This window comes from Rhodoferax sp. GW821-FHT02C08 (assembly GCF_059421805.1).
Map to the genome: position 1 here is coordinate 39,806 of NZ_JBWKVR010000001.1, position 23,040 is coordinate 62,845.

The following is a 23,040-nucleotide window of genomic DNA, read 5'->3' on the forward strand; positions in this document are numbered from 1 at the left end:
AAAATTTGCCTATAGCGCAGGTAATTCCTGCGCAAGTAGCTATCAATTTTGTAGTAATTCAGCTGCCAGGGTTTCACTCTGGGTTGCAGTTGAAATAGGGCGAGCGCTTGTGGCAACACGCCATTGGCGGCGGCTTGGGAAGATCGCTCCATCGACAACCAACCGCACCGAACTTGGTGTAACAACCCCAAAGGATCTTTACCATGGCACACACTTTTAACCGCATCGCCGCTTCTGCCCTGTTCGCCCTGACCGCTGGCGCTTTTCTGCCCGCACACGCTGCCGGCAACGACGCTGACCTGGCAGGCCAAGTCCAAGCTGCCCTGAGCAGCAAGTTGGGCAGCGATGCCAAGGACCTGAGCGTCACCGCCGACAACGGCAGCATCACCCTGCACGGCTGGGCCCAAGGCCCGCAAGAAGAAGCCAAGGCCCGCTATGTAGCCAGCACGGTGCCTGGTGTGCACAACGCTTACAGCTCGGTGCGCACCTTCTCCACCGATAGCAACGAGTAATTCGGACCTGTGCCCCGTGTGGGCACGTTCCAAAAACAAAGGCCTGCAACGTTTGCGTTGCAGGCCTTTTTGCCGTTGGACGAGGCTGGCTGCTACTGCGTTTTAACGTCCGCTTGGGAGTAATCACAAAGACAGCCTTGGGCCCAAACCAGAAGTTCCAGTTCTCCGGAGCTGACATTCGGCCTGACTGGTGTTCACGAGGCGTCTTTTATAGCCTTCGCCAGCTGATCAGCGAATTCGCTTGCTGCTAGCTCACCAAGTTCAATTGGATCACCAAACGTGTTCATAGCACGGACCATCACGGCTCCACTGTCTTCCCATGCGCCGAGCAACTCGTTGGTTTGACGCCCCACACTTGGCTCTGACGTAAGTTCAGACCAGATGTTACGCATGAAGTCTCTGGTGATGCCGTATTTTTCCGCAAACTTAGGTTCATCTAAAGGCTCGGACTTGCATGATTCCGCGACTGCTACGGAGATGGCGCGGAGTTCTTGTATCGAAAGCGAAAGAAGTGCTTGCGTTGAGTCTTGGAGCGGCTTGTGCATTTCGGTGGCGTTCGGTAGGCAAAGTTTGAGGCACCTAAGATAATGTAGGCCGCAACACTTAGGGGAAAAAATGTTGGCGCGGTATATACACCCTGGGTGTCTGCTTCTGGCCGACTGTAGTCGAAAGGCTGGCTGGTCCAATCGGGCCCGAAGCAGAAGTGCAAGCTACAGCTAAACAGTCATTCATCACCGGTCCGCTAGGGACGTTTTTGTGACAGATGAGTGGCCCATTTAGCGAAACCACACAAAATTAAAATTGCCGCGATGCCTAACTGGAAAATAGCAGGCCCGTGCTCTCCCATGGCGCTGTTGGTCATGGAGTCCAACCAACCCCAGCGGCCCGTGAACGGTGGGGTCGGAGGGGTGACCCATCGTGCAAGCCCAAGAGCTACACAGCAGGCACTTAACCCCCAATATGCAACTGCCATTTCTTTGGGAGAAAAAGGCGTCTTCCAATAAGGGTGGTCAGGCTCACCGCGATTGATTTTCATGCTTCATTAAAAGGTCAGTAAGGTCTGCTTTTGGCCGATGCCTGACTATGCAGGGTCGATGACGATATGCCCTCTGGCATCGAGCAGTGTCCTGATATTTTCTAGGAGCGATGTAGGCGCATCTGAGGGGATATGAATCCACGCAAGGGCGCGGCCTTCCTTAAATTCGAGGAACCGCATGGCTGACATTTGAGACTCTACGCTTGCAAGCAATTCATTTTCAACGCAGAACGCCAAGAATTCAGATTCAGTTGCCTCTTCGGCTGCAAACGAACTTTTGAGATTCACGCAGTCGATATCTTCGGGAATCGCGCTGAGACCAAGAAACATATCTTTTGGAATTCCGGCATTCCAAATTTCATGTTGAAGCAACTCTTTCGGATATTCCAAGGGCAGCAGTTTTCCTGGCTTGGACCAAGCTTCCAATTCGTGAACCGGCTGATATTGCATAACTGCGCTTGGCTTTTATTAGTCCAACGTAAGGCAAGAGCAGCATCTTGCCGCAGCTTGGAGGCCCACCCCTTTCAACCCGTCCTCAAAAATAGGGACGAGTGGCAGACTGGCGTGAATGTCCGCTACTGGCCGACTGTCGCCTGTGACGGGAGATTTGCTTTAGGAGGGGCAGCGTCTCTGAATGAGTGCAGAAATTTTTTTACCGTCTTCATCCATGCGACGCTCGGCGCGACTGCGCGCAGTATTCGCCATCCAACCAGCGATGTCAGGGTCCGCGCCATGCTCAAGAAGCAGGTCGACCATTTCTAGATTGTCTCGCTGAACGGCCAATGCCAGTGGGGTCTCCCCAATTGTCGCCTCGTCGTTTGAATTAACGTTGGCACCCTGCTCTACAAGCCATTCCGCTGCGCGGTAATGCTCTCCCTCGACGGCATAGTGCAAGGGCGTTCGTCCTAAATCGTCGAAGACGTTAATCCCGTGTCCTGCCGCCTGTAGTTTGCACATTTCCTCCATATTGCCTTCGGCAGCGGCCCCATGCATTCGTTCGTTCTCAAACCAGTTGTCGTCGATTGGCATAAGACAAAGCTTTCTGTATGTTTGGGCGCGCTTGCGAGCTCTGGAGACTCACCGAAATGTCCGCTGCTGGCCGGGTGCAGGCAGGCTGCTTGAGGTTCGTAACCGAAGCCCAGTCCTTACGGTTCATCCACCAAAGTCGTGCCTCGGGCCGACGTGACAATGCGTTTGACTCGCGCATAAAGCTCGTCAACTTCAAACGTAGTAGCTGGTGCACGAAATAGCCTCTTCAATAGCGGTACTTCGGCAGCAACAATACACGTCCAGACAACATCTTCGCCTCTAGGCAAAGGATCGCCTGACTTTTGCTTTTCGTAGTCATGGACGTTACCGCACCCTATCCACAAGAGGAACGGTGCCCTTTTCACCATGACGCACCATCCCCAATCCTCGGGAAATACGTCGTTAACTTCTATACCTTCATCGCGTAGCGCGGAGGCAAGCCAGTTCGCAAGTGCCCGGCCATAGCACAACGGATTTGTTTCTGCATCCTCACCCGGCTCTATCTCGAATAGCGGAGATCGAAACCAGAGCTGATCTTTCTCTAGTGGAATATTAGGCATACGCAAATGTCCGTTTCTGGCCGATTGCTACGTTAGACATTGGGGCTCAGCGCGATGCCTCGCGGCGAATCCCAGCAGGGTCGAGCCGGCAGCACCACTTGGCAGCTTTCGTCCAATCGGGGCCGTCAATGTTTACGGTCGCGATGCCGCTTGCTATCAAGAAAGCGGTGGTCCCGTCGGCGTACGGGTCGTCCTCTGTCACTTCAATCGGCATGCCTTCAAAAAGTTTGACAGGCCGCCCTTGCACATCCAGTCGAACGTCGTCTTTCGACAGCAGAAAAAGGTCGCTGTCCACCATTTCGTTGAAGTCGATTTCGAAGCGAGGAATCATGTATTGAAGGTCTGCTTGTGGCCGTTTACTGAATTAACTCGCTTGCGGCCGATAGACCTTTGCGACACGGCCGTATCCAACGACACGGCCCTCCAACATAGCGAACTCCGTTCCGAGCGAAAAAGCAGGCAACGCTTGCTCGGGAAAGTAAAACTGAACTGCGAGCGTGAGCGTTTCACCTGGCGAGAAACTACATCCATCGGGCAACAGGAATCGCATTGAATAACCCTCGTTCGATGAAGCGCTGAACACCCCTCGGTATTCCCCAAATATTGGACCTCTCCTGCCACCTTCATCCGAAGACAGGAGCGTCAGTTCTACATCGATTTCCGGATTGAACATACGGTGTTGGTGAAAGCCCGGTTTTGGCCGACAAGCGTCTAGTTCACTGTACCCGGTAAATTCCCGGTGCCAGGCGCCTGCCAATACTCATTTTGTTGTTGCATGCATTGAATTGAGCAATTGCGCTCACTTGTGTCGATTTCATGCTGACCGGTCATATTCTCCACTAGGGTATATCCAGCTTAGGCCTGCGAGAACCCGGGTGGTCATCAAAAGACTGGCGGTGCTCGTGGTTCTGGCGTTGGCGTCCACACGCCATCCTCCACGATAGTGGCGCTGAGCGTTTCATGCCGCTTCCAGCGCACCAATCCCCCATGCGCCTCGACTACTTGCGCCCGCAATTCGTGCATGTTTCGCTCCGTGACAAGGCTTGCGTGGCGGATCAACGGCCCTTGAATTCGAGCACCGGGCGCGGCGTGCCGGCCTTCAGGGCCTGGGTGGCCGAAGCAAGCCCGGCCTTCACGTCTTCGGTCTCGAACAAGGGCATGGCAATGTTGAACATCACATCGTCGGCCGCCTGGACACCGCCGTTGGCCCAGGTGCGCAGCAAGGCCTTGTGCGCGGCGTGGGCGCGTGTCGGGCCGTGCACGAACTTCGCGGCGAAGGCATGCGCCTCTGCAAGCAGTTCGGTGTCGGGGACGACGCGGTTGATCACGCCGAAACGCTCCATGGTCGCGGCGGGGACGCGCTCGGAAGTCAGTGCCCATTCCATGGCACGTGCGCGTCCGGCGCGTTCGGCGACGCGGTAAATGCCGCCCAGCAGGGTCACGAGCGCAAGCGACTGTTCCGGTTGGCAGAAGGTGGCGCTTTCAGCGGCAAAGATGACATCGGCGCGCAACGCCAGTTCGAAACCACCGCCGGCGCACAAGCCGTGCACCACCGCGATGACAGGCAAGGGCAGGCGTTCGAAGCGATTGAAGACGTCCATATAACCCTCGAAGCGCGCACGCAACTGGCGGGGGGTGTCGTTGGGCCAGGGCAAGATATCGCCGCCAAAGCTGAAGTTCTCGCCTTCGGCGCGCACCAGCACGACGCGCGCGTCACTGCGTTCGATCGCGTTGATCGCCGTGGCCAGTTCGTCAACCATCTGGTCGTCGATGCGGTTTTGCGGTGAGCGATCGAGAATGATTGTGGCAATGCCATGCTCGATGGTATGGGTGAGATGAGGCATGTCGTGCTCCTGTGTTGTCGCAAGTTGCGGTTACGCGAGGTGTTCCTTGAACCAGTCCAGCGCGGCAGTACTGGACTGATCGAATCTGGTGAGGTACGGATCGAAATGGCCGCCGGGGATCGTCACGAGGCGCTTCGGCTCAAGGGCGCGCTCGTAGGCGGCCAGCTCGAGATCGGTCAGTGTGATCGTGTCCTGCAGCGCGACGACCATCAGCAGCGGCGTGGGAGACACGCGCGCAATCCACGCGCCCGGTTCGTACATGCGCGCGGCACGCGTCGAGCGCACCGTGACGCTGTTGTCCCAGGCACCGTCGGGCACGGGCTGCAGATAGAACTCGATGGCGTCCTTGGCCCGGTATGAAGCAGGGACGGCCGGATCGGCGCTGACGATCGTCTGCCTGCGCGGTGGCTCGCCGCGCGCCTGCGCGCGTTCGTCCGCCGAGAAGGCATCCTCGATGGCGGCGACGGCGTCGGGTGGAATGCGGCGCAGTCCTTGCTCGAAGCCGCTGATGGTCGGCACCTGCGCGACGACTGCGCGCAGGCGGCGGTCGGTTGCGCCAAGCACGAGCGCGTGACCGCCGGCATAGCTCGTGCCCCACAAGCCGATGCGTTTCGCGTCGACGACGTCCTGGCGTTCGAGGAAGCTGATCGCGCGCCGCCAATCGGCAACCTGACGCCATGGGTCGATATCTTGGCGCGGCGTGCCGTCGCTGGCGCCGAAGTTGCGGTGATCGTGCAGGAGGACGACAAAACCGTTGGAGGCGAATTTCTCGGCGAATCGCTCCAGGCCGTGCTCCTTCACGCCGGCATAGCCATGCGCCATGGTGATGGCGGGATAGGGGCCGGTGCCGCCGGTGGGCACATAGAGCCAGCCGCGCAGCGTGACGCCGCCTTCTGCTTCGAATGCGATATCGGTACGTTGAAACATGGAAGTTCTCCTTGTAGAAAGATGTCAGGCGGTGCCGTAAAAGTGACAGGCATCGACCTTGCCTCGGTCAATCACCCGGTCGCGCAAGCGTGAAGAGCTGTCCCGCGCCGATTTCGAAGTAGTCGGCCGGCCCACCGCCGCGCAGGATCGGACGCGCCTGCGCAGTCTGGTACACGCCGTCCTTGATCAGCTGCCGGTCAATGTGGATCGCTACTGCTTCGCCCAACACCAGCCACGCTGGGAGCGCCGCGCCGCCCTGCGCCTCAAGCTGCACGATCTGGGTGACCACGCACTCGAACTGCACCGGGCTGGCCGCAACGCGCGATGGCCGCACCTTGGCAGAGGGCAGCGTCTCCAGCCTGGCCAACTCGAACTCATCGACGTGCGCTGGCACCATCGCCGCGGAGGCGTTCATCGCCTCGGCAAGCTCTCGCGTCGCCAGATTCCAGACGAACTCGCCGGTGTCACGCGCGTTGGCGAGCGAGTCCTTCGCACCAAGCGAGCAAAAGCCGACGATCGGCGGCTTGTAGCTGAACAGGTTGAAGAAGCTGTAGGGCGCAAGGTTGCGCACGCCGTCGTTAGAGACTGTGCTGATCCAGCCGATCGGCCGCGGAGCGACGATGGCGTTGAGCGGGTCGTGACGCAGGGAATGCCCCTGCGCCGGCTCGTAGAAATGCCAGTCGGTCATAGCTTCGTCGTTCTTACTTGTTGACCCAAGGCATAGAAAGGTCGATGTCAGAGACCAGCTTTCCACCACCGAAGCTCATGTTCTCCAAGGGAAGGGCATACATCATCAGGGTGACATCGTCCTGGCTGACGCCAACCTTTTCTACTGCGTATCGGGTGACCAGCTCCGCGAGCTTGCGTTTCTGCTCCACCGTCCTGCTCGTACCGAACGTCACCGTTACGACCATGCGCTTGTCGGATCTCGTCAAGTCAGGAAAAGTCGGATGGATGAAGAATTCATCCTCCTTGTGCTCACTGATGATGATGAAACGGTCATCCATAGGCGTATCCATGGCTTCATGAAGGGCGAGATTTAAGGCATCTGCCAGAGCTCGCTTCTGTTCGCTGGAGAACTTTTGAGCCGGAATATGGGCGTGAAATATTGGCATAAGTAGTTGCTCGGTTGTGTTGTTCAGGTTGAACGAGGCGATAACGTTGGTTGTCTTCTCGGCTTAGCTAAAGAAGTCCTGGCCGAGTGTTCCTTCGAGTCGCTCCTTGAGGCCAGACGAGAACTCACGAACGACGGGAAGCGGGCTCTGGAAGAGCTTGATGTTGTCGATCAGGCCAGACGCATTCCGGGTGATGATGGTGGTGCCGGCGATCGGCTTGCCACCGTGGATGGCATCCCACTCAAGGTAAGTCTTCACACCGTCAACCGTCTCCGCAGTGAATACGAAGTGTTCGTACATCGTGCTCGTCGCGGCAAAGAATGCCCCGATGAGTGTCGGGCCGACCACGGCCTTGCTGAGGGCTGTGGTCTGAAGGCTGGCGTCAGCGGTGAACGAAGTCGCGAAGTCGCTCGTTCCCTTCTTCTTGACGATTTGCATCCATGCCGTTCCCGGCGTGTTGGTGTTAGTAGTCATTGCAATCTCCTATCAAATGTCTGCGTCTTCGCAGAGGGCGCGCCCGATGGCGCGGACTAAAAAGCGCTGCTGCGCTTTGTCGGATGTGCGCGGTAGTCGTTACCGCGCAAGTGATGCTTTGGCTTACTTCAGGTTGAGGAAGGTCGCCGGTACCCAGTCGTAGCCAGCGCCGGTGTCGGCCTTGCGAACACGGCCCAAGCCAGGGAACGGCATGTGGGCGGCGGCGATCATCGTCTTGTCCGCGGCAAGTTTCACCAGAAGGTCTTCACGCGTTTTGATGGCCGTCGTGCTGTCTGAGTCGAAGGCGATGCCGATTTCCGGGTGCGGCATCTGGACGGCGAGGACGTGGGCTGTGTCACCCCAGACCAGCAGCGACTCACCCTTGGAGGAAATCATGTAGCCGGTGTGACCGGGCGTATGGCCGGGAATGGCATACGGTGCGATGCCGGGGACGATTTCGTCCATGCCTTCGTATGGCTTCCACTTGCCAGCAGCGACGTAAGGCGCGGCAGCATCCTGTGCCACCGTGAAGAAGATTTTTGCTTCTTCCGGGGCCTTGGCGGCGATTTCCTTCGACAGCCAGAAGTCGGCGTCTGCCTTTTTCATCATCACGGTCGCCTTCGGGAAGACGCGTTTCCCGTCTTTGTAGATTCCGCCAACATGGTCAGCGTGAAGATGGGTCACCAGCACCAGGTCAACCTGCTCCGGCTTGTAGCCGGAGGCTTTCAAGTTCTGCACCAGCTTGCCCAGCTCTGGTGGGCCCCAGTGGCCGCCCGCACCCGTATCGATGAGAACGAGCTTGGAGCCGGTGTTGACAAGGAAGCCTTGGACGGTGGCCGAGACATTCTTGGGATCGTTTTGGAAGGAGCGCGCCAGGAGGGATTGGATGAGCGCTGGATCGCCATGCAGGAGGCTGGAGTCAATGCCGGCGCTGCCGTCATGCAGAGCGGTGACCTCATAGTCGCCAATCATCGTGCGATAGAAGCCCGCAACCTGCTTGTGCTGCATCGGCGCTGCGGCCTGGGCCGGTGCTACAGCAACGAAGGTGCTGGCGAATGCTAACGATACCGCGAGCACGGTGCGCGAAGTGAAGGTGGAGAATTTCATAGTGTTTCCTAACCAATGTGTGTGTGATGGTGTATGTACATACATACATACATACGTAATGATCTTTAGCCGAACGCAGCCCATCGGGTCATGTTGTTGTTGCCATCTTTTCGGTCAACTGCACTACCGAATTGCCGCCGTAACCCGCGATGAAAGCCGCACGCATGTTCGATTCCTCTGCCGATCTGCCAAGATCTCTAAAGTACTTGCATTTTGCAAGTGGTTCAATAGTACCTATACTACTTGCACAATGCAAGTGGAAATTTAAGAAAAATGGTTGTGACGCAAACAAAACGATCGGGCTGCCCGATCAATCTGACGCTTGAGCAGATCGGCGACCGCTGGAGCCTGATCGTTATCCGCGATGTCATGTTCGAGAACAGGCGCAGTTATGGCGCCCTGCTGGAGCAAAACGAGGAAGGCATCGCCTCGAACATCCTCGCAAGCCGGCTGAAACACTTGATCGCGGTTGGCCTGCTGACACGACGTTCGGATCCGAATCATCAACAGAAAGGCATCTACAGCCTCACGGAAGCGGCCATACAGCTTGTACCTCTGCTCGCGCATATGACCGCCTGGGGCCTTCGGCATACGCATCCGAGCAAGGAGGCGTCTTTGCGCGGGGAACTGTTGGAAAAGGGCGGCCCTCCACTTTGGAGTGCCCTTATGGATGAACTACGTTATCTGCATCTGGGTGCAGCGCGCCCGGCGCGCTCAGTGTTGGGTGAGCTCCGGGCCGACGACGAGAAGGCAATCGCTAACTAATTAGTACCAATCTTTGCTCATGACATACACCATGTAGTGCAAAGCTACGCTTGCTTCATAGGCTCCGCACGCAGATGGAATACAGCGAAACTTTGGCGGCTGGCGTGTCGTCCTTCAACTGCATATTGAAACAAAAATATATGGTGCATACCAAGGCCGTAACCCTTTTGCGAGAGGATTTGATGCTGGGCTTACGGCGTGGCTCCCAAGCTTTGGCTGTCTGTCTCTGGCTCCTGCTCGGAAGTCCGGCCAACGCCACCAGCTTCGATTGTGCAAAAGCCCATACGTTGCAAGAGAAGCTGATCTGCAGCGACGACGGCCTTGGCGTGCTGTCGACCTACAAGAAGGTCGGCAAATAGATGGAAGTGCGTATGGCGCGAAGCATTGCGTATTTGGCGGTGCGTCATGCGCAGTCTGTGAAATCTAGGTAAAAAGTGGCTCTGGCGCAGGTAATAACTGCGCTGGTAGCTATCAAGTTAATAGCGAATGGTGGCCTAGGGTTTCACCCCGGATTGCAGTTGACATCTGCCTGTGGGGTTTCGCAACACGGGGTTGGCGGGGGCTTGGGAAGATCACCCCATCGACAACCAACCGCACCGGTCACGGTGCAAACCCCGAAGGACTTCACCATGACACGCACTTTCAATCGCATCGCCGCTTCTGCTCTGTTCGCCCTGACCGCTGGCGCCTTCTTGCCCGCACATGCCGCCGGCAACGACGCTGACCTGGCAGGCCAAGTCCAAGCTGCGCTGAGCAGCAAGTTGGGCAGTGATGCCAAGGACCTGACCGTCACCGCCGACAACGGCAGCATCACCCTGCACGGCTGGGCCCAAGGCCCGCAAGAAGAAGCCAAGGCCCGCTATGTGGCCAGCACGGTGCCTGGTGTGCACAACGCCTACAGCTCGGTGCGCACGTTCTCGACCGATAGCAACGACTAAATATTGCCCAGCGGCTTCTGGCCGTCGCAATCTAAAAAAGGCACCTGCCATCCATCTGATGGCAGGTGCCTTTTGCGCTCTGGGGTCTAAATGAAAATGGCTGCCAGCGCAGGTAATACCTGTGCTGGCAGCTACTTTTTATGTAGCACTGTGGTGGTGACGTTTAACGTGGCGGCGCAGCCAGAGCAGCAGGTCGTCCACATAGGTGAAGACCACCGGTACCACCAGCAGGCTGAGCACGGTGGAGGTGATCAGGCCGCCTATGACCACGATGGCCATCGGGCCGCGGAAGCTGGGGTCGGTGCCCCAACCCAGGGCGATGGGCAGCATGCCGGCGACCATGGCGATGGTGGTCATCAGAATCGGTTGGGCCCGCTTGTGGCAGGCGTCCACCAGCGCTTCATAGCGGCCCATGCCTTGCTGGTGGTAGGCCACCACCGCGTACTCCACCAGCAGGATGGAGTTCTTGGTGACGATGCCCATCAGCATCAACAGGCCGATCACCGACGACATGGAGAAGCCGCTGCCGGTGATCAGCAGCGCCATCAGCGCGCCACCCACCGACAAGGGCAGGGCGGCCAGGATGGTGGCGGGCTGCATGAAGTCGTGGAACAGCAGCACCAGCACCGCGTAGATGCACAAGATGCCGACCAGCATGGCGCCGCCAAAGCTGGTGAACAGCTCGGCCATGCGCTGGGCGTCGCCGGTGGCGATCTGCTGCACGCCGCTGGGTAGGCTCTGCATGCTGGGCAGGGCCTGCACCATCTTGTTCACCTCGCCCGTGGTCAGGCTGCCCAGCTCGATGCTGAGGGTGACGTTGCGCATGCGATCCAGCCGTGCGACCTGCGACGGCCCGCCGCCCAGTGACAGATCGGCCACGGATGCCAGCGGCACAGCACCGCTGCGCCCGGCCACGCGCAGCTGGCCGATAGCGTCCAGGTCGGAGCGCAGGCTGTCGTCAAAGCGCACGCGGATGGGGATCTGGCGTTGCGGCAGATTCAGCTTGGCCAGGCTGGTGGCGTAGTCGCCATAGGTGGCCACGCGGACCACGCTGGCCAGGTCGGTGGTGGTCACGCCTTGCTCGGCCATGCGCACCGGGTCGGGCCGCACATGGATTTCCGGCCGCTGTAGGCTGGAGCTGTCGGTGATGTTGCCTATGCCTTTGAGGGTGCGCAGGTCCTTGGTCAGCGCGGCGGTGGCCTGGTTCAGGGCCACGGCATCGTCGCTGGCCAGGGTTACGTCCAGCGACTGGCCATTGCCCTGGCCCATCACACCGACGCGGGTGCCGGGCAGGGCGCCCAGGGCCTGGCGGATGGCGGCTTCGACCTGTGCCTGCGAACGTGGCCGCGTGCCGCGTGGCGTGAGGCTGACGGTGAGCGTGGCCTCGTTCACCGTACTACTGCTGGCGTCGCTGGTGGAGTCGCCAATTACGGTGAACACCTGGCGCACCTCGGGCATCTTGGCAATCAGCGCCTGGGCCTGGGTACTGGCGGCGCGGGTCTGCTCCAGCGTGCTGCCGGGCTGCAGCTTCAGCGAGATGGTGGTCTGCGCGTTGTCCGACGCGTTGATGAACGAGGTGGACAGCAGCGGTATCAGGCAGACCGAGCCGACAAAGAAAAGCCCTGCCAGCAGCACCGTGCTGCGCCGGTGGGTTTGGCACCAGTGCACCATGGCCAGGTAGCGGCGCATGATGGGGCCGTCGTGCTGCACGTGGTTGGGGCTGGGCTTGAGGATGTAGGCCGCCATCATCGGCGTCAGCAGACGCGCCACCAGCAGCGAGGCCAGCACGGCTGCCGCCGAGGTGATGCCGAACTGGCGGAAGAACTTGCCCGGTATGCCGCTCATGAAGGCGGTGGGCAGGAACACTGCCACCAGGGTGAAGGTGGTTGCGATCACCGCCATGCCGATTTCATCCGCCGCCTCCAGCGCGGCCTGCATTGGCGTCTTGCCCATGCGCAGATGGCGCACGATGTTCTCCACCTCCACAATCGCGTCGTCCACCAGCACCCCCACCACCAGGGACAGCGACAGCAGCGTGATCAGGTTCAGCGAATAGCCGCACAGGTACATCACCAGAAAGGTCGGGATGATGGACAGCGGCAGCGCCACGGCAGACACAAAAGTCGCCCGCCAGTCGCGCAGGAAGAGCCACACCACCACCACCGCCAGCACCGCACCTTCGTACAGCAGGTGCATGGAGCCCTTGTAGTTGTCTTGCGTGGGCGTAACTGTTTCCACCGCCTCGGTGATCTGCACCTGGGGGTGGGTCTGGTTGAAGCTTTGCACGGCGTTGCGCACCGCCGCTGCCACGGCCACGTCGCTGGTGCCGATGAGCTGCTTGACCTGGAAGCCGACCACCGACTTGCCGTTCAGCGCGGCGTAGGCAAAGCGCTCTTCGGCAGTATCGTTGACCTGGGCCACCTGGTCCAGCCGCACGCTGGTTTGTTGTGCGGTGGCGGTGGTCACGGGAATGGCCAGGCCGGCCAGTTGCTCGGGGCGGTCCAGCCGGCCCAGGGTGCGCACCGACTGGTTGGCGCCGCCCAGCATGCCACGCCCACCGGAGGCGTCGGTCTGCACGGCTTTGATCTGGCTGGACACGCTGCCGGCGGTTACGCCCAGGCCGGCCAGTTGTGCCGGGTCCAGCGTTACATGCATTTCACGCGTGACACCGCCCACGCGTGTCACGGAGCTCACGCCTTTGACGGACAGCAGCGCCTTGCTGATATCGTTGTCGATGAACCAGGACACATCGGCCTCGCCCAGGTGCGGCGCCTGCACGGTATAGGTCAGCAGTGCGCTGCTGGCGCGGGTGACCTTGGACACCACGGGTGCGGCGACCTCGGTAGGAAGGTCGGCACGTGCGCTGTCTACGGCGTTGCGCACCTCGTTCAGCGCGACCTCGCTGTCCTTGTCCATGTCGAAGCTGACCACGATGCTGGCCGCGCCGTCGGTGATGGTGGTGGTGATGTGGTCCACCCCGCCTACCGAGGCCAGTTTGTCTTCGATCTTGCGGGCCACTTCGGTTTCCAGCTGCGCGGGGGCCGCGCCCTCCAGCGTGGCCGACACCTGGATGGTGGGTACGTCGAGGTCGGGGAAGTTCTGTATGGCCAGCCGGTGAAAGCCCAGCAGGCCGGCCCCGGTGAGGATGATGAACAGCAGGATCGCTGGGACGGGATTGCGTATCGACCAGCTCGACAGATTCATGGAGTCCCCTTGGCGGCGCTGGCGGTGCCAGCAGGGGTAGTCCACTGCACCGGGTCACCGTCCTTCAGAAAGGCGCCGCCACTCAGCACCAGCGTGGCCTGTGCGCCTATGCCGCTGGTGATCTCCACCATATCGCCCAGCCGGCGACCGGTCTGTACCTGGCGCTGGGCCACTTTGGCGGTACCGTCTTTTTCGAACACATAGCTGTTGCCGTCGCGCAGCACTACGGCGCTGGCCGGTACCACCAGGGCTGGGGCCTCGCCGGTGTCGATCTCGCCGCGCACATACATGCCGGCGCTGGCAGCGCTACCGATCGGTAGGTCCACATAGGCCAGGCCGTTGCGCGTGCTGCTGTCCAGCGTGGGGCCGACGATGCGCAAGCGGCCCTGTACCTGGCTGCCGTCGGGCAGCGTGACCTTGGCCGTTTGGCCGGGCTTGAGCGTGCTGAGCTGCTTGCCCGTGACTTCGGCCCGCCATTCCACGCGGCGTTGGCGCACCAGCTGGAACAGCTCGGTGCCGGATGCCACCACATTGCCCAGAGTGGCGCTACGGCTGGAGACCACCCCGTCGTCCACCGCCAGGATGCGTGTGTGGCCGAGTTTGATGCGTTGCGTGTCCAGCGTGGCCAGGGCCGCGTCCAGGCTGCCCTGGGCGGTTTGCTCGGCGATCACGTAGGAGGTGACCTGTTGTTCTGAAAGGGCACCGCTGTCGCGCACCGCACGACTGCGGTCGGCCTCGGCCTTGGCCTGGGCCAGCTTGGCGCGGGCCTGGACCACGGCGGCCTCCTGGGCGCGCAGGTCGGCACGTACGCTGTCATCGGCCAGGCGGGCCAGCAGCTGGCCGCGTTTGACCACGCTGCCCACGTCCACCAGCACCTCGGCAATGCGCAGGCCGGCTTCTTCGCTGGCGATGCTGGCGGTCTGCCAGGCAAACAGGCCACCTGCAAACTGCTGGGTACGCCGCCAGTTGAGCTGCTGCGGCTGTACCGCCGTGACGGACAGGCCGGCATTCGCGCTGGCCGGGGCGGTGCTGGGGGTTTGGGCCGGGCTTTTCGCCATCCACAGGCCACTAGCGGCCACTAGCACGATGACAGCAGCTGCAATCCATGTTTTTCTATGCAATTTCACTTCGCTTCTCCAGAGGACATTGCCGGTGCTTGCACCGACCAGCCGCCGCCAACGGCTTTGTACAGGGCCACGCCGTACAGCAGCTGGTCGCGCTGCACGGTGATCAGGCTTTGCTCGGCGGCGATGGCATCGCGCCGGGCTATTTCGAGGTTGAGCAGGCTTTCGCCACCGGCGCGCCACAGTGACTCCACCGTGTTGGCATAGGCCCGGTAACCCAGCGCGCTGCGGCGCAGGTCGGCCTCGCGGCGGGTGGCACTGTCGAGCTGCACCAGGTCTTCTTCCACCTCTTGCACTGCACTGCGCACGGCCTGCTGGTAGTTGGCCAGGGCCAGGTCGTAGGCGGCCTGGGCCGAGGCCACGGCCGCCAGCTTGGCGCCGCCGTTGAGCAGCGGCAGCGACAGGCTGGGCCCGAAGGACCAGCTCGTGCTGTTGGCGTTGCCCGCCGTCTTACTGCCTGATAGCGAACCCACCAGTGACAGGCGCGGGTAGCGGTCGGCCTCGGCCACGCCGATTTCGGCACTGGCAGAAGCCAGGCTGCGCTCGTACGACACCAGGTCGGGCCGCTGGCTGAGCAGTGCCACCGGCAAGGCGCTCAGAGCAAACATCTGCGGTGTAGGCAGGCTGGGGGCCTGCGCTGCCAGTTGCTGGCGCAGGGTGGGCTCGTCCAGCCCGGTCAGGGTGACCAGGGCCTTGACCGTCAGGTCGCAGCTGGCTTGCTGGGCCGTGGCGGTGGCGGCGGCACTGGCGGCACTGGCATCGGCCAGCGCTGCGTCAGACCGCGCGCTCATGCCGGCCTGCAGCGAGCGGCGGGTGATGTCGGCGGTGGCCTGGCGTGACAGCGCGTCGGCCTGGGTGCTGGCCAGGGTCAGCTGGCAGGCGCGATAAGTGAAGTAGTCGGTGGCCACTTCGGCGGCCAGCGACACCCGGGCGTCATGCCAGTCGGCCTGGCGCGCAGATACCAGCGCGTCGGCCGACTCTACCGAGCGGCGCACGCTGCCGAACAGGTCCAGCTCCCAGCTGGCGTCCAACGCACCGGTTGTCGTGGTGGTAGTGCTGGTGCCTGTGGTTCGGCCTCGGCTTGCGGCGGCGCTGCCGGTCAGCGTGGGCTGGCCCGCGGCATTGGCTGTGCTGACGTTGGCGCGGGCCGAGGCGATGTTGGCCGCCGCCTTGCGCAGCGAGGGGTTGCTGGCCTCGGCAGACTGCAGCAGCTGGTTCAGCGTGGCGTCGTGGAATTGTTCCCACCAGGCCAGCAATTGCCCGGTATCACCCGCATGCGGCAAGGCTGCTTGCCAGGCGCTGGGTACGGTGAGCTGTTGTGGCACCGGTGCCTGGTACTGCGGGCCTACGGCGGCGCAGCCGCAGAGCAGGGCGCTGCACAGCAGCAGGACGGGCCGTCTGAAGACGGAACGGGGAGACGGAGAGTGCATGGTGGTATCGGTTGGGTGGGGACACCCACGGGTATTCAATCCAGACCCAGTTTGCCGACAGCCCAGTAGGCCTTGGTCATATGGGTGGAAAGCATGCGGCGCTGCTTGAGCGCATGGCGCAGGCGTTGTATCGAATTGGCATTGCCGCTGAAGATGAAGTCCTGCGCTTGCGTAGCCTGGGCCAGGCGCACCATCTCGGCTTCCACCTCGGCCAGGTGGCTGTTGTCGGCATTGCGTTGCACCAACACGGCACTGCGCAGTTGCAGCACATCCAGCACGCGGCGTGCGTCCTGTGCGTTGTCTACTTCGAATACATAGGACACAGGGTGTTGTTCGTTGGCTGCCACGAACGCGCCGGCGGTGGCGAACGAAGTTTCGTCACCAAAAAATACCGTGTTGTGTTTGCGTGCATGCAGGCTTAGAGCGTTGCGCGGGCCAAACAGCATGCAGCTGTCGCCCACGTTCGCGGACTGGGCCCAGCCCGCGCCGGGTGAGCGATGCGGTGCATCGCCATGCAGATACACCAGCAGCTGTATGTTGCCGCTGGCATAGTTCCAGTTCAACGGCGTGTAGGTACGCGACACAAAGCTGCCCAGTTTCAGTTCCACCTTTTCTCCCGGGCTCCAGTGCACCCTGCGTAGCCCATCACCCTGCAAGGTGATGAGCCGAAACCGGTCGCTCAGCGGTTGAACCTCCTGCACCACGGTGGGCAGGGCGGTGAGTCGTAGCAAGACGCTTTCAATGCGGCCATAGGTGGGGCTCGGGAGGTTTTTCATGCGGGGCGACGGGGGCTTTAGACGTCTTAAAACCGGTAGCTGGCAAACACGCCCACCGTGGTTTGCGTCTTCTTCTCGGTGATCGGACTGTCGGCTGCATCACCGCGCAGGCTGCTGGCGCTTAGCCGGGCGCCCAGGCCCCATTGCTGGGTGAGCTGGTAGTTGGCGCCGATGTTGAAGCTGACCGAGTTGATACCTGATTTGGCGGTATAGGTTGCCAGGCCGGAGCTTGCGCTTTGCGCTGCAGTGACACCAAAAAAGGTCTGCGTGTATTTGCTGTCTGCCCAGGTGATGCTGGGGCCTGCGGTCAGCATCAGCCGCTCCATGGGGCTGTAGCGGGCCTCCAGGTCCAGCGTGGCGCGGGTGCCTTGGTCTTTGCCAGCCAGGTCGGTGACCATATTGCCGCCCACCTTCCACCAGCTGTCGCTGTAGCTGGCGAAGACCGAGCCCAGTGCCGTGGCGCTGATGTCGCCCATGCCATGCAGCCGGGCCGAGTCCGACTCCTTGCGCGGTTTTTCCAGGTTGCCGCCCAGGCCCACGCCCACACGCAAATGCTCGCTTTGCACCAGGAAGGCACCCACGCCCGCCGGCACACCCGCGCCGGGCAGGCCACCGATGAAATAGCGGCCTCGGTTGGCACTGAACATGGGCAGGGCCGAGGTCTTGGTTTCGCTGCTGCCGGGGTATTTGGGCTGGCTCACAACACCCAGGCCGGCGGTGAAGTTCCAGCTATCGTTGGACTCCTGGGCCCAGGCGTTGGCGCCCAGAACGCTGCTGGCGCCGGCCAAGGCTATGGCGCTCCAGCGCAGGCGGCGGGCGGAGAAAGATGTGAGCATGTTGAATGTGCTTTCAGTGGTGAAGAGAGTTAAGGGAGTCGGGTATATCCAGGCGGAACAGGGCGCCTGAAGGGGTATCAACAACGTGCAGCCGCCAGCCATGGGCCAGGGCAATTTCCTGGCAGATGGACAAGCCCAGCCCGGCGCCTTGCGGGGCGGCATTCTGCTGGCGTGGGCCGCGCCAGAAACGCTCAAACAAGTGGGCTTGGTGCTCTTTGGCAATGCCCGGGCCTTCGTCACGCACACTCAGGCCCGAGGTGTCGATGGTGAGCATCACTACGCCGCCAATGGGGGAGTGTTGCACCGCGTTTTCCAGCAGGTTTTTCAGCAGGGTAAACAGGGCTGATTTGTCGCCCTGCCATAGCAGGGTTTGTGTTGGCAGCTGCAAGTCCAGCTGTACGCTATGGCGGTCGGCCAGGCGCGACAGAAATACCAGCACTTCCTCGGCCACGCTCGCGGGGGCCATGGGGGCGAACTTGTAGTTGTGGGCCTCGCTGGCTTCGGCCAGGTGCAGCAGTTGGTGCACCTGGCGGGCCATTACGTCGATGTCCATCAGCAGGGTGTCGCGGTCGGCCATGCCGTCCAGCTCGATCTGGCCACGCATCAGGGTCAGCGGTGTCTTCAGTTCGTGCGCCGCTGCACCCAGAAATTGCTGCTGCACACGAAAGCCCTGTTCCAGCCGCTCCAGCGCCTGGTTGAAGGCGAGGATGAGCGGCACCAGTTCGGTCGGCACATGGTCTATGGGCAAGCGCGCTGAAAGATTGCGCGCATCGATGTGCGCCGCTGCCTCGGAGGTGTCGCGCAACGGGCGCAGCAGGCTTTTCAGCGCCAGCAGCATCAGGCCGATTAGCACTGGAACGGTGATCAGCAGCGTCAATACCAGGCTGCCGCCCACCGGCCTGCGGGCCGCCAGCTGGGCCACGGCCAGAATGCGTTCGCTGGCGGCGGCCTGCAGGTAGAAGGCCTGGCCGGCCGGCGTGTCCTCCACCTGCACCGTGGCCAGTTGCACGGCTGCATCCTTGATGCGCAGATCGGTGGCGCCTACCTTGGGAACAGGCTGGTAGTCCATGGGCAGCAACTGCTCGCGGGGATGCACGCGCAGCACCGAGCGGCCCTGTGCATCAACCACCCGGAACTCGATGTCGCCGGGAAAGGCGTCGTAGAACCAGAGCAGCTCCTGCGGCTGCACGATGCGGCTGGGGGTGCCATCGGCATTGCGCTCCAGATTATTGGCAGTCTTGGTGGCAATGTCTTGCAGCATACGGTGCCGCGCAGTCCAGCTGTCCTGCCAGACAAACACGGCCATGAACAGACTGCCGAGCACCGTGACGACGATCAGCACGCCCACGGCATAGGCGGCCAGCAGGCGGCCGCGCAGGCTGCGGAACCACTTATGCTGGGTCATGCTTCGACCAGCGCATAACCGTGACCACGGATATTGCTGATGCGCACCACCGAGCCAATCGCCAGCAGCTTGCGGCGCAGCCGGTGCAGGGCCACGTCCAGCGCATTCGGGGTGACGGCATCGGTCAGGCCCCAGGCCGCCAGTTCCAGTGCATTGCGCCGCACCGTCTGGCCGCCAGCGCGCAGCAGCACCAGCATGATCTGCATTTCGGCGGGTGCCAGGGTAATGACCTCGTGGCTACAGACCAGCATGCCGCCGTCGGGCCGCAGCTCGATGTCGGCGAAGCTGTCTACGGTGTTCAGCCGTTGCGCTGGGCGGCGTGTCAAGGCACGCACCCGGGCCACCAGTTCTTCTATGGCAAAGGGCTTGGTCAAATAGTCGTCGGCCCCCGACTCCAGGCCATCCACCCGGTCGTGCAAGGCGTCGCGGGCGGTCAGCATCAGGCAGGGGATGGACAGGCGGGCCTGGCGCAGGCGGCGCACCAGGTCGATGCCATCGCCATCGGGCAGGCCACGGTCTATAACTACCGCTTCGTAATCGCCCTCGCGCAGCGCTGCCCAGGCGGCATCGATGCGGCCGAAGGTGTCCACCGGAATGCCCACCTGGGCCAGCGCCTTGCCGACCAGCTGGGCCAGGCGTTCGTGGTCTTCTACGAGTGCGATGCGACCCATGGTGTCAGGCCGGAGCGCGGCGGAGGGAATGGACGGAACTGTGCATGCCGGCCATTGTGCGCACACCTCTCTTACTGCCGACTTTCCGGGCGAAAGTTTGTGTAAACCAGCGCCGTCAGATGGCCGGTGTTGCAAGCCATTTAGGCCTCTGGCGCTTATAAAACCTGTGGTGGGTGCTATTTATTCAATAGCATTTTATTTTCTACTGGCTTTTCAAGGTTTGCAGCGCTTGGGCAATCGGCTCGGCCGCCATGGGGCGCACCAGCCGCTGCACCTCCTGGCCGTCCTGCAGAAAAACCAGCGTGGGCCAGAGCTTGACGCCAAAGGATCGCCCCAACGGCCGGCCACGCCCATCGGCGACCTTTAGGTGCCGCACGCCAGGTCGTGCCGCCAGCGCCTGCTCTATGGCCGGGCGGGCGGCGCTGCAGATGCCGCAGTAGTCGTCGCCAAACTCCAGCACCAGCGCGCCGGGCGTGGCATCCACCTCGGCGCGGGTTGGTTCGGCGGCATATGCATGGGCCATGGGCGTGCTCCTGGGGTTTATAAGGAAATAATGGCTGCAGCGCAGATATTACCTGCGCAAGCAGCTGCTAATTTCGTAGCAAACGGGGCGGCTTCAGTCTATCAATTGGCCCCCATCGTGGAACGGGTACGGCCCCGCAAAGCTGCCGCTGGCCGCCAGGTGGCTGACCAGTGTGCCGCCGTTGCCCAGTGCATGCAGGGCGAAGCCGGGCGGCTCCAGCGTCCAGGCCGAGGCCGCGTCGGGCGCCAGATCCAGGCACACCTGGTGGGCTGGCGACGGCACGGTCATGGCGATGCTGCCGCCAAAGCGCACCTGGATGCTGCGGTGCAGATGGCCGCAGATGATGCGTTCCACATTCGGGTGTTGCGCCACCAGCGCTTCCAGCGCGGCCGCGCCTTGCAGCAGGCCGATGTCGTCCATATGGCCGATCAGCGTGGCAAACGGCGGGTGGTGCATGGCGATGACGACAGGGCGGTCGCGCTGCTGGTCCAGCGTGTCGGCCAACCACTGCAGGCGCTCGGTGCACAGGCTGCCATGGCTGGCGCCGGGTACCACGGTATCGAGCGCGACCAGCTGCAAACCGCCCACCGCCACGCTGAACTGCACAAAGCCGCTGTGGCCCAAGTAAGCGTGGTCGGCAAAGCTGGCGCGCAGCTGTTCGCGGTCATCGTGGTTACCGGGCATCAGATACACCGGCATGCTCAGCGGTGCCAGCAGGCTGCGCAGGTGCGCGTACTCGGCGGCGCGGCCGAAGTCGGTCAGGTCGCCGGTGATGACGACCGCATCGGGCTGCTGCGGCAGGCGCAGGATGCTGTCCACCGCTTGCTGCAGGTACGGCGCGGTGTCGAGCCGGCCATAGGCCAGGCGGCCGGGTTCGCGGATGTGCAGGTCGGAGAGTTGTAGCAGCAGAGTCGTCATGTGGCTTCCTCGCAGGACATCAGGCGTTCGGGGGCGATGTGTATGCCCACGGTGTCACCCACCTTGGCCGGATGGTCGCGCGGCACTTCGGCGTGTAGCGGAGCCTGGTCGGCCAGCGCCAGCGTGAGCTGCAAGCGGTCGCCCAAGAAGCTGCGGTGCTGCACCACGGCCTGTCCGGCGCCGGAATGGACCGGGCCGATCTGGATGTCTTCCGGGCGCACCAGCAGTGCCGTCTGGCCGGCGCGGGCCGGTGGGCATTCGAGCAGCATGCCGCCCAGCGGTAGCAGGTTACGCAGCAGGGCCGGGTTGTCACGCTTCAGCGTATTTACCCGGCCCAGGAACGCTGCCACAAACGGATGCCCAGGGCGGCGGTACAGGGTTTCGCCGTCGCCCACCTGCACGATGCGGCCGGCCTGCATCACCGCCAGGCGGTCGGCAATGGCCAGTGCTTCTTGCTGGTCGTGGGTCACGTGGATGGCGGTGATGTGCAGGCGGCGCAGCAGCTCGGCCAGCTCATCGCGCAGCGATTCTTTCAGCTTGGCATCCAACGCGGTCAGCGGCTCGTCCAGCAGCAGCACACGCGGGCGCACTGCTACGGCGCGGGCCAGGGCCACGCGCTGGCGCTGGCCGCCGGACAGCTCGGCCGGGCGCTTGTTTTCCAGGCCGTTCAGGCGCACCAGGTCAATGAGTTCACCGACGGTTTTGCGCTGTTCATCGGCCGGTACGCCGCGGATGCGCAGGCCGTAGCCGATGTTGGCCGCCACCGACATTTGCGGAAACAGCGCGTAGTGCTGGAACACCATGCCGATGCCGCGCCGCTCGATCGCCAGCGCCGTCACGTCCTCTCCGCCGAACAGAATGCGGCTGCCGGCATCCGGCGTTTCCAGTCCGGCGATCAGGCGCAGCAAGGTGGTTTTTCCGCAGCCGGATGGGCCCAGCAAGGCCAGTACCTCACCGGGTTCTATGGCTAGCGTAGTGGGTTGCAGACCGCGTGTGCCGTCGGCATAAGTCTTGGCGCAGTCGATCACATCGACGCGCGTGCGTTCAAAGTTCATGGTGTTTCTCAATAAAGTGTCCCAGCCATTGCAAGCCCCACAGCACCGGCAGGATGACCAGCAAAAAGACCAGGGTGTAGGCCGAGCCGATCTCGATGCGCATCGATGCATAGCTGTCCGCCAGGCCGACCGGCAGGGTGCGTGTCAGCGGCGTGTGCAGCATCCAGGTCAGGTTGAATTCACCCACCGACAGGGTGAAGACCATCAGGCTGCCGGCGACGATGGCGGGCAGCACGGCGGGCACCAGCACACCCATGAAGCGCTGGGCAAAGCTGGCGCCCAGCGAGCGCGCGGCTTCCTCCAGCGCCAGCAGTTCATGCCGGCGAAATGCCGCGCCCACGGTGCGCACCATGAACGGCAGGGTGAACACCAGGTGCCCGACCAGGATGAAGGCAAAGCTCTGGCGGAAGCCGCTGAGCTGCCCATAGGCCAGGATCAGCGCCAGCGCGGTGGCCAGGCCGGGCACGGCCACCGGCAGGGTCAGCAGTTCTTCGAACAGCCGTGCCCAGCGGGATCTGCTGCGCGCCAGCGCATAGGCGCAAGGCACGCCCAGCAGCAGGCTGCCGACCACGCTGAGCAAGGCCAGCAGCAGCGACGCGGCCACCGTGCCGCCGTACACGTCCAGCACCTCGCTGATCCAGCGCAGGGTCAGGCCGCTGGCCAGGCCGGTGCTGTAGTTGTTGACCAGGCCGGCCAGCACCGACAAGGCGATGGGCGCGATCATGAAGACACTGACCAGCGCGGTCAGCGCCGGCAGCAAGAAGGGGAGTTGGCGGGATTGAGTCATGGTT

General features: G+C 62.2%; 27 protein-coding genes. 4 read left to right on the forward strand and 23 right to left on the reverse strand.

Annotated features, from left to right (window positions below; all coding sequences use genetic code 11):
- The first annotated feature begins 203 nt into the window (after positions 1-203).
- Entirely contained in the window at positions 204-512 is a 309-nt protein-coding gene (locus AC07VY_RS00195) for a BON domain-containing protein (protein WP_495075476.1), read from the forward strand.
- Positions 513-706: 194 nt separating this feature from the next.
- On the opposite strand, the gene AC07VY_RS00200 is transcribed toward AC07VY_RS00195, so the two are convergent.
- The 12 genes from AC07VY_RS00200 to AC07VY_RS00255 form a co-directional block, all read right to left on the reverse strand.
- The gene (locus AC07VY_RS00200) at positions 707-1,057 is read right to left on the reverse strand and encodes a hypothetical protein (protein WP_495096063.1); all 351 of its coding nucleotides are present in this window, start codon (positions 1,055-1,057) and stop codon (positions 707-709) included.
- A 197-nt stretch (positions 1,058-1,254) separates the two neighbouring features.
- Positions 1,255-1,548: a hypothetical protein gene (locus AC07VY_RS00205; RefSeq protein WP_495096062.1), complete on the reverse strand. Its 294-nt coding sequence runs from the start codon at positions 1,546-1,548 to the stop codon at positions 1,255-1,257.
- A 45-nt stretch (positions 1,549-1,593) separates the two neighbouring features.
- Complete coding sequence (locus AC07VY_RS00210) at positions 1,594-1,998, reverse strand: hypothetical protein (RefSeq protein WP_495096061.1); 405 nt, start codon at positions 1,996-1,998, stop codon at positions 1,594-1,596.
- 162 nt (positions 1,999-2,160) lie between these two features.
- A complete protein-coding gene (locus AC07VY_RS00215; protein WP_495096060.1) occupies positions 2,161-2,577 on the reverse strand; it encodes an ankyrin repeat domain-containing protein in 417 nt (138 codons plus the stop codon).
- Between the two features lie 116 nt (positions 2,578-2,693).
- On the reverse strand, positions 2,694-3,137 hold the full coding sequence (locus AC07VY_RS00220; RefSeq protein WP_495096059.1) for a hypothetical protein: 444 nt from the start codon (positions 3,135-3,137) through the stop codon (positions 2,694-2,696).
- A gap of 46 nt (positions 3,138-3,183) precedes the next feature.
- Positions 3,184-3,468, reverse strand: coding sequence for a hypothetical protein (locus AC07VY_RS00225; RefSeq protein WP_495096058.1), 285 nt, complete (start codon positions 3,466-3,468; stop codon positions 3,184-3,186).
- A 724-nt stretch (positions 3,469-4,192) separates the two neighbouring features.
- Positions 4,193-4,981: an enoyl-CoA hydratase/isomerase family protein gene (locus AC07VY_RS00230; protein ID WP_495096057.1), complete on the reverse strand. Its 789-nt coding sequence runs from the start codon at positions 4,979-4,981 to the stop codon at positions 4,193-4,195.
- 30 nt (positions 4,982-5,011) lie between these two features.
- The gene (locus tag AC07VY_RS00235; RefSeq protein WP_495096056.1) at positions 5,012-5,908 is read right to left on the reverse strand and encodes an alpha/beta hydrolase; all 897 of its coding nucleotides are present in this window, start codon (positions 5,906-5,908) and stop codon (positions 5,012-5,014) included.
- A 67-nt stretch (positions 5,909-5,975) separates the two neighbouring features.
- Positions 5,976-6,596 (reverse strand): flavin reductase family protein, encoded by a 621-nt coding sequence (locus AC07VY_RS00240; protein ID WP_495096055.1) that lies wholly within the window; start codon positions 6,594-6,596, stop codon positions 5,976-5,978.
- Between the two features lie 13 nt (positions 6,597-6,609).
- Positions 6,610-7,023 carry a tautomerase family protein gene (locus AC07VY_RS00245; protein WP_495096054.1) on the reverse strand — a complete coding sequence of 138 codons (414 nt, stop codon included), beginning with the start codon at positions 7,021-7,023 and terminating at the stop codon, positions 6,610-6,612.
- A 63-nt stretch (positions 7,024-7,086) separates the two neighbouring features.
- Positions 7,087-7,497 carry a hypothetical protein gene (locus AC07VY_RS00250; RefSeq protein WP_495096053.1) on the reverse strand — a complete coding sequence of 137 codons (411 nt, stop codon included), beginning with the start codon at positions 7,495-7,497 and terminating at the stop codon, positions 7,087-7,089.
- 123 nt (positions 7,498-7,620) lie between these two features.
- Complete coding sequence (locus tag AC07VY_RS00255; protein WP_495096052.1) at positions 7,621-8,604, reverse strand: MBL fold metallo-hydrolase; 984 nt, start codon at positions 8,602-8,604, stop codon at positions 7,621-7,623.
- 273 nt (positions 8,605-8,877) lie between these two features.
- Here AC07VY_RS00255 and AC07VY_RS00260 point away from each other — a divergent pair, with 273 nt between their 5' ends.
- The 3 genes from AC07VY_RS00260 to AC07VY_RS00270 all read left to right on the forward strand — a co-directional run bounded on the left by AC07VY_RS00260 (position 8,878) and on the right by AC07VY_RS00270 (position 10,307).
- Positions 8,878-9,369: a winged helix-turn-helix transcriptional regulator gene (locus AC07VY_RS00260; protein WP_495096051.1), complete on the forward strand. Its 492-nt coding sequence runs from the start codon at positions 8,878-8,880 to the stop codon at positions 9,367-9,369.
- A gap of 74 nt (positions 9,370-9,443) precedes the next feature.
- Complete coding sequence (locus AC07VY_RS00265; protein WP_495096050.1) at positions 9,444-9,728, forward strand: lysozyme inhibitor LprI family protein; 285 nt, start codon at positions 9,444-9,446, stop codon at positions 9,726-9,728.
- 270 nt (positions 9,729-9,998) lie between these two features.
- Positions 9,999-10,307: a BON domain-containing protein gene (locus AC07VY_RS00270; RefSeq protein WP_495096049.1), complete on the forward strand. Its 309-nt coding sequence runs from the start codon at positions 9,999-10,001 to the stop codon at positions 10,305-10,307.
- Between the two features lie 138 nt (positions 10,308-10,445).
- Here the strand turns inward: AC07VY_RS00270 and AC07VY_RS00275 are convergent, their stop codons facing one another.
- The 11 genes from AC07VY_RS00275 to AC07VY_RS00325 form a co-directional block, all read right to left on the reverse strand.
- The gene (locus tag AC07VY_RS00275; RefSeq protein WP_495096048.1) at positions 10,446-13,511 is read right to left on the reverse strand and encodes an efflux RND transporter permease subunit; all 3,066 of its coding nucleotides are present in this window, start codon (positions 13,509-13,511) and stop codon (positions 10,446-10,448) included.
- A complete protein-coding gene (locus AC07VY_RS00280) occupies positions 13,508-14,638 on the reverse strand; it encodes an efflux RND transporter periplasmic adaptor subunit (RefSeq protein WP_495096047.1) in 1,131 nt (376 codons plus the stop codon). Before AC07VY_RS00280 ends, AC07VY_RS00275 begins: the two co-directional genes overlap by 4 nt.
- Entirely contained in the window at positions 14,635-16,065 is a 1,431-nt protein-coding gene (locus AC07VY_RS00285; protein ID WP_495096046.1) for an efflux transporter outer membrane subunit, read from the reverse strand. The genes AC07VY_RS00280 and AC07VY_RS00285 overlap by 4 nt, the downstream gene beginning before the upstream one ends.
- 35 nt (positions 16,066-16,100) lie before the next feature.
- A complete protein-coding gene (locus tag AC07VY_RS00290) occupies positions 16,101-16,841 on the reverse strand; it encodes a siderophore-interacting protein (RefSeq protein ID WP_495096045.1) in 741 nt (246 codons plus the stop codon).
- A 26-nt stretch (positions 16,842-16,867) separates the two neighbouring features.
- On the reverse strand, positions 16,868-17,677 hold the full coding sequence (locus AC07VY_RS00295) for a MipA/OmpV family protein (RefSeq protein ID WP_495096044.1): 810 nt from the start codon (positions 17,675-17,677) through the stop codon (positions 16,868-16,870).
- A 13-nt stretch (positions 17,678-17,690) separates the two neighbouring features.
- Complete coding sequence (locus AC07VY_RS00300; protein ID WP_495096043.1) at positions 17,691-19,082, reverse strand: sensor histidine kinase; 1,392 nt, start codon at positions 19,080-19,082, stop codon at positions 17,691-17,693.
- Positions 19,079-19,753: a response regulator transcription factor gene (locus AC07VY_RS00305; protein ID WP_495096042.1), complete on the reverse strand. Its 675-nt coding sequence runs from the start codon at positions 19,751-19,753 to the stop codon at positions 19,079-19,081. The genes AC07VY_RS00300 and AC07VY_RS00305 overlap by 4 nt, the downstream gene beginning before the upstream one ends.
- A gap of 202 nt (positions 19,754-19,955) precedes the next feature.
- Complete coding sequence (locus AC07VY_RS00310; RefSeq protein WP_495096041.1) at positions 19,956-20,276, reverse strand: thioredoxin family protein; 321 nt, start codon at positions 20,274-20,276, stop codon at positions 19,956-19,958.
- A gap of 93 nt (positions 20,277-20,369) precedes the next feature.
- Positions 20,370-21,194, reverse strand: coding sequence for a phosphodiesterase (locus AC07VY_RS00315; protein ID WP_495096040.1), 825 nt, complete (start codon positions 21,192-21,194; stop codon positions 20,370-20,372).
- Entirely contained in the window at positions 21,191-22,249 is a 1,059-nt protein-coding gene (locus AC07VY_RS00320) for an ABC transporter ATP-binding protein (RefSeq protein ID WP_495096039.1), read from the reverse strand. The genes AC07VY_RS00315 and AC07VY_RS00320 overlap by 4 nt, the downstream gene beginning before the upstream one ends.
- Positions 22,239-23,036 carry an ABC transporter permease gene (locus AC07VY_RS00325; protein ID WP_495096038.1) on the reverse strand — a complete coding sequence of 266 codons (798 nt, stop codon included), beginning with the start codon at positions 23,034-23,036 and terminating at the stop codon, positions 22,239-22,241. Before AC07VY_RS00325 ends, AC07VY_RS00320 begins: the two co-directional genes overlap by 11 nt.
- Between the last annotated feature and the right edge of the window lie 4 nt (positions 23,037-23,040).

What these genes read in the sequence shown, in the direction of transcription:
- AC07VY_RS00220 (WP_495096059.1), bottom strand. Translation starts at nt 3,137, where the DNA reads ATGCCTAATATTCCACTAGAGAAAGATCAGCTCTGGTTTCGATCTCCG.
- AC07VY_RS00250 (WP_495096053.1), bottom strand. Translation starts at nt 7,497, where the DNA reads ATGACTACTAACACCAACACGCCGGGAACGGCATGGATGCAAATCGTC.
- AC07VY_RS00265 (WP_495096050.1), top strand. Translation starts at nt 9,444, where the DNA reads ATGGAATACAGCGAAACTTTGGCGGCTGGCGTGTCGTCCTTCAACTGC.
- AC07VY_RS00255 (WP_495096052.1), bottom strand. Translation starts at nt 8,604, where the DNA reads ATGAAATTCTCCACCTTCACTTCGCGCACCGTGCTCGCGGTATCGTTA.
- AC07VY_RS00260 (WP_495096051.1), top strand. Translation starts at nt 8,878, where the DNA reads ATGGTTGTGACGCAAACAAAACGATCGGGCTGCCCGATCAATCTGACG.
- AC07VY_RS00305 (WP_495096042.1), bottom strand. Translation starts at nt 19,753, where the DNA reads ATGGGTCGCATCGCACTCGTAGAAGACCACGAACGCCTGGCCCAGCTG.
- AC07VY_RS00295 (WP_495096044.1), bottom strand. Translation starts at nt 17,677, where the DNA reads ATGCTCACATCTTTCTCCGCCCGCCGCCTGCGCTGGAGCGCCATAGCC.
- AC07VY_RS00290 (WP_495096045.1), bottom strand. Translation starts at nt 16,841, where the DNA reads ATGAAAAACCTCCCGAGCCCCACCTATGGCCGCATTGAAAGCGTCTTG.
- AC07VY_RS00195 (WP_495075476.1), top strand. Translation starts at nt 204, where the DNA reads ATGGCACACACTTTTAACCGCATCGCCGCTTCTGCCCTGTTCGCCCTG.
- AC07VY_RS00225 (WP_495096058.1), bottom strand. Translation starts at nt 3,468, where the DNA reads ATGATTCCTCGCTTCGAAATCGACTTCAACGAAATGGTGGACAGCGAC.
- AC07VY_RS00230 (WP_495096057.1), bottom strand. Translation starts at nt 4,981, where the DNA reads ATGCCTCATCTCACCCATACCATCGAGCATGGCATTGCCACAATCATT.
- AC07VY_RS00325 (WP_495096038.1), bottom strand. Translation starts at nt 23,036, where the DNA reads ATGACTCAATCCCGCCAACTCCCCTTCTTGCTGCCGGCGCTGACCGCG.
- AC07VY_RS00200 (WP_495096063.1), bottom strand. Translation starts at nt 1,057, where the DNA reads ATGCACAAGCCGCTCCAAGACTCAACGCAAGCACTTCTTTCGCTTTCG.
- AC07VY_RS00300 (WP_495096043.1), bottom strand. Translation starts at nt 19,082, where the DNA reads ATGACCCAGCATAAGTGGTTCCGCAGCCTGCGCGGCCGCCTGCTGGCC.
- AC07VY_RS00210 (WP_495096061.1), bottom strand. Translation starts at nt 1,998, where the DNA reads ATGCAATATCAGCCGGTTCACGAATTGGAAGCTTGGTCCAAGCCAGGA.
- AC07VY_RS00310 (WP_495096041.1), bottom strand. Translation starts at nt 20,276, where the DNA reads ATGGCCCATGCATATGCCGCCGAACCAACCCGCGCCGAGGTGGATGCC.
- AC07VY_RS00315 (WP_495096040.1), bottom strand. Translation starts at nt 21,194, where the DNA reads ATGACGACTCTGCTGCTACAACTCTCCGACCTGCACATCCGCGAACCC.
- AC07VY_RS00245 (WP_495096054.1), bottom strand. Translation starts at nt 7,023, where the DNA reads ATGCCAATATTTCACGCCCATATTCCGGCTCAAAAGTTCTCCAGCGAA.
- AC07VY_RS00270 (WP_495096049.1), top strand. Translation starts at nt 9,999, where the DNA reads ATGACACGCACTTTCAATCGCATCGCCGCTTCTGCTCTGTTCGCCCTG.
- AC07VY_RS00215 (WP_495096060.1), bottom strand. Translation starts at nt 2,577, where the DNA reads ATGCCAATCGACGACAACTGGTTTGAGAACGAACGAATGCATGGGGCC.
- AC07VY_RS00285 (WP_495096046.1), bottom strand. Translation starts at nt 16,065, where the DNA reads ATGCACTCTCCGTCTCCCCGTTCCGTCTTCAGACGGCCCGTCCTGCTG.
- AC07VY_RS00320 (WP_495096039.1), bottom strand. Translation starts at nt 22,249, where the DNA reads ATGAACTTTGAACGCACGCGCGTCGATGTGATCGACTGCGCCAAGACT.
- AC07VY_RS00240 (WP_495096055.1), bottom strand. Translation starts at nt 6,596, where the DNA reads ATGACCGACTGGCATTTCTACGAGCCGGCGCAGGGGCATTCCCTGCGT.
- AC07VY_RS00275 (WP_495096048.1), bottom strand. Translation starts at nt 13,511, where the DNA reads ATGAATCTGTCGAGCTGGTCGATACGCAATCCCGTCCCAGCGATCCTG.
- AC07VY_RS00205 (WP_495096062.1), bottom strand. Translation starts at nt 1,548, where the DNA reads ATGAAAATCAATCGCGGTGAGCCTGACCACCCTTATTGGAAGACGCCT.
- AC07VY_RS00235 (WP_495096056.1), bottom strand. Translation starts at nt 5,908, where the DNA reads ATGTTTCAACGTACCGATATCGCATTCGAAGCAGAAGGCGGCGTCACG.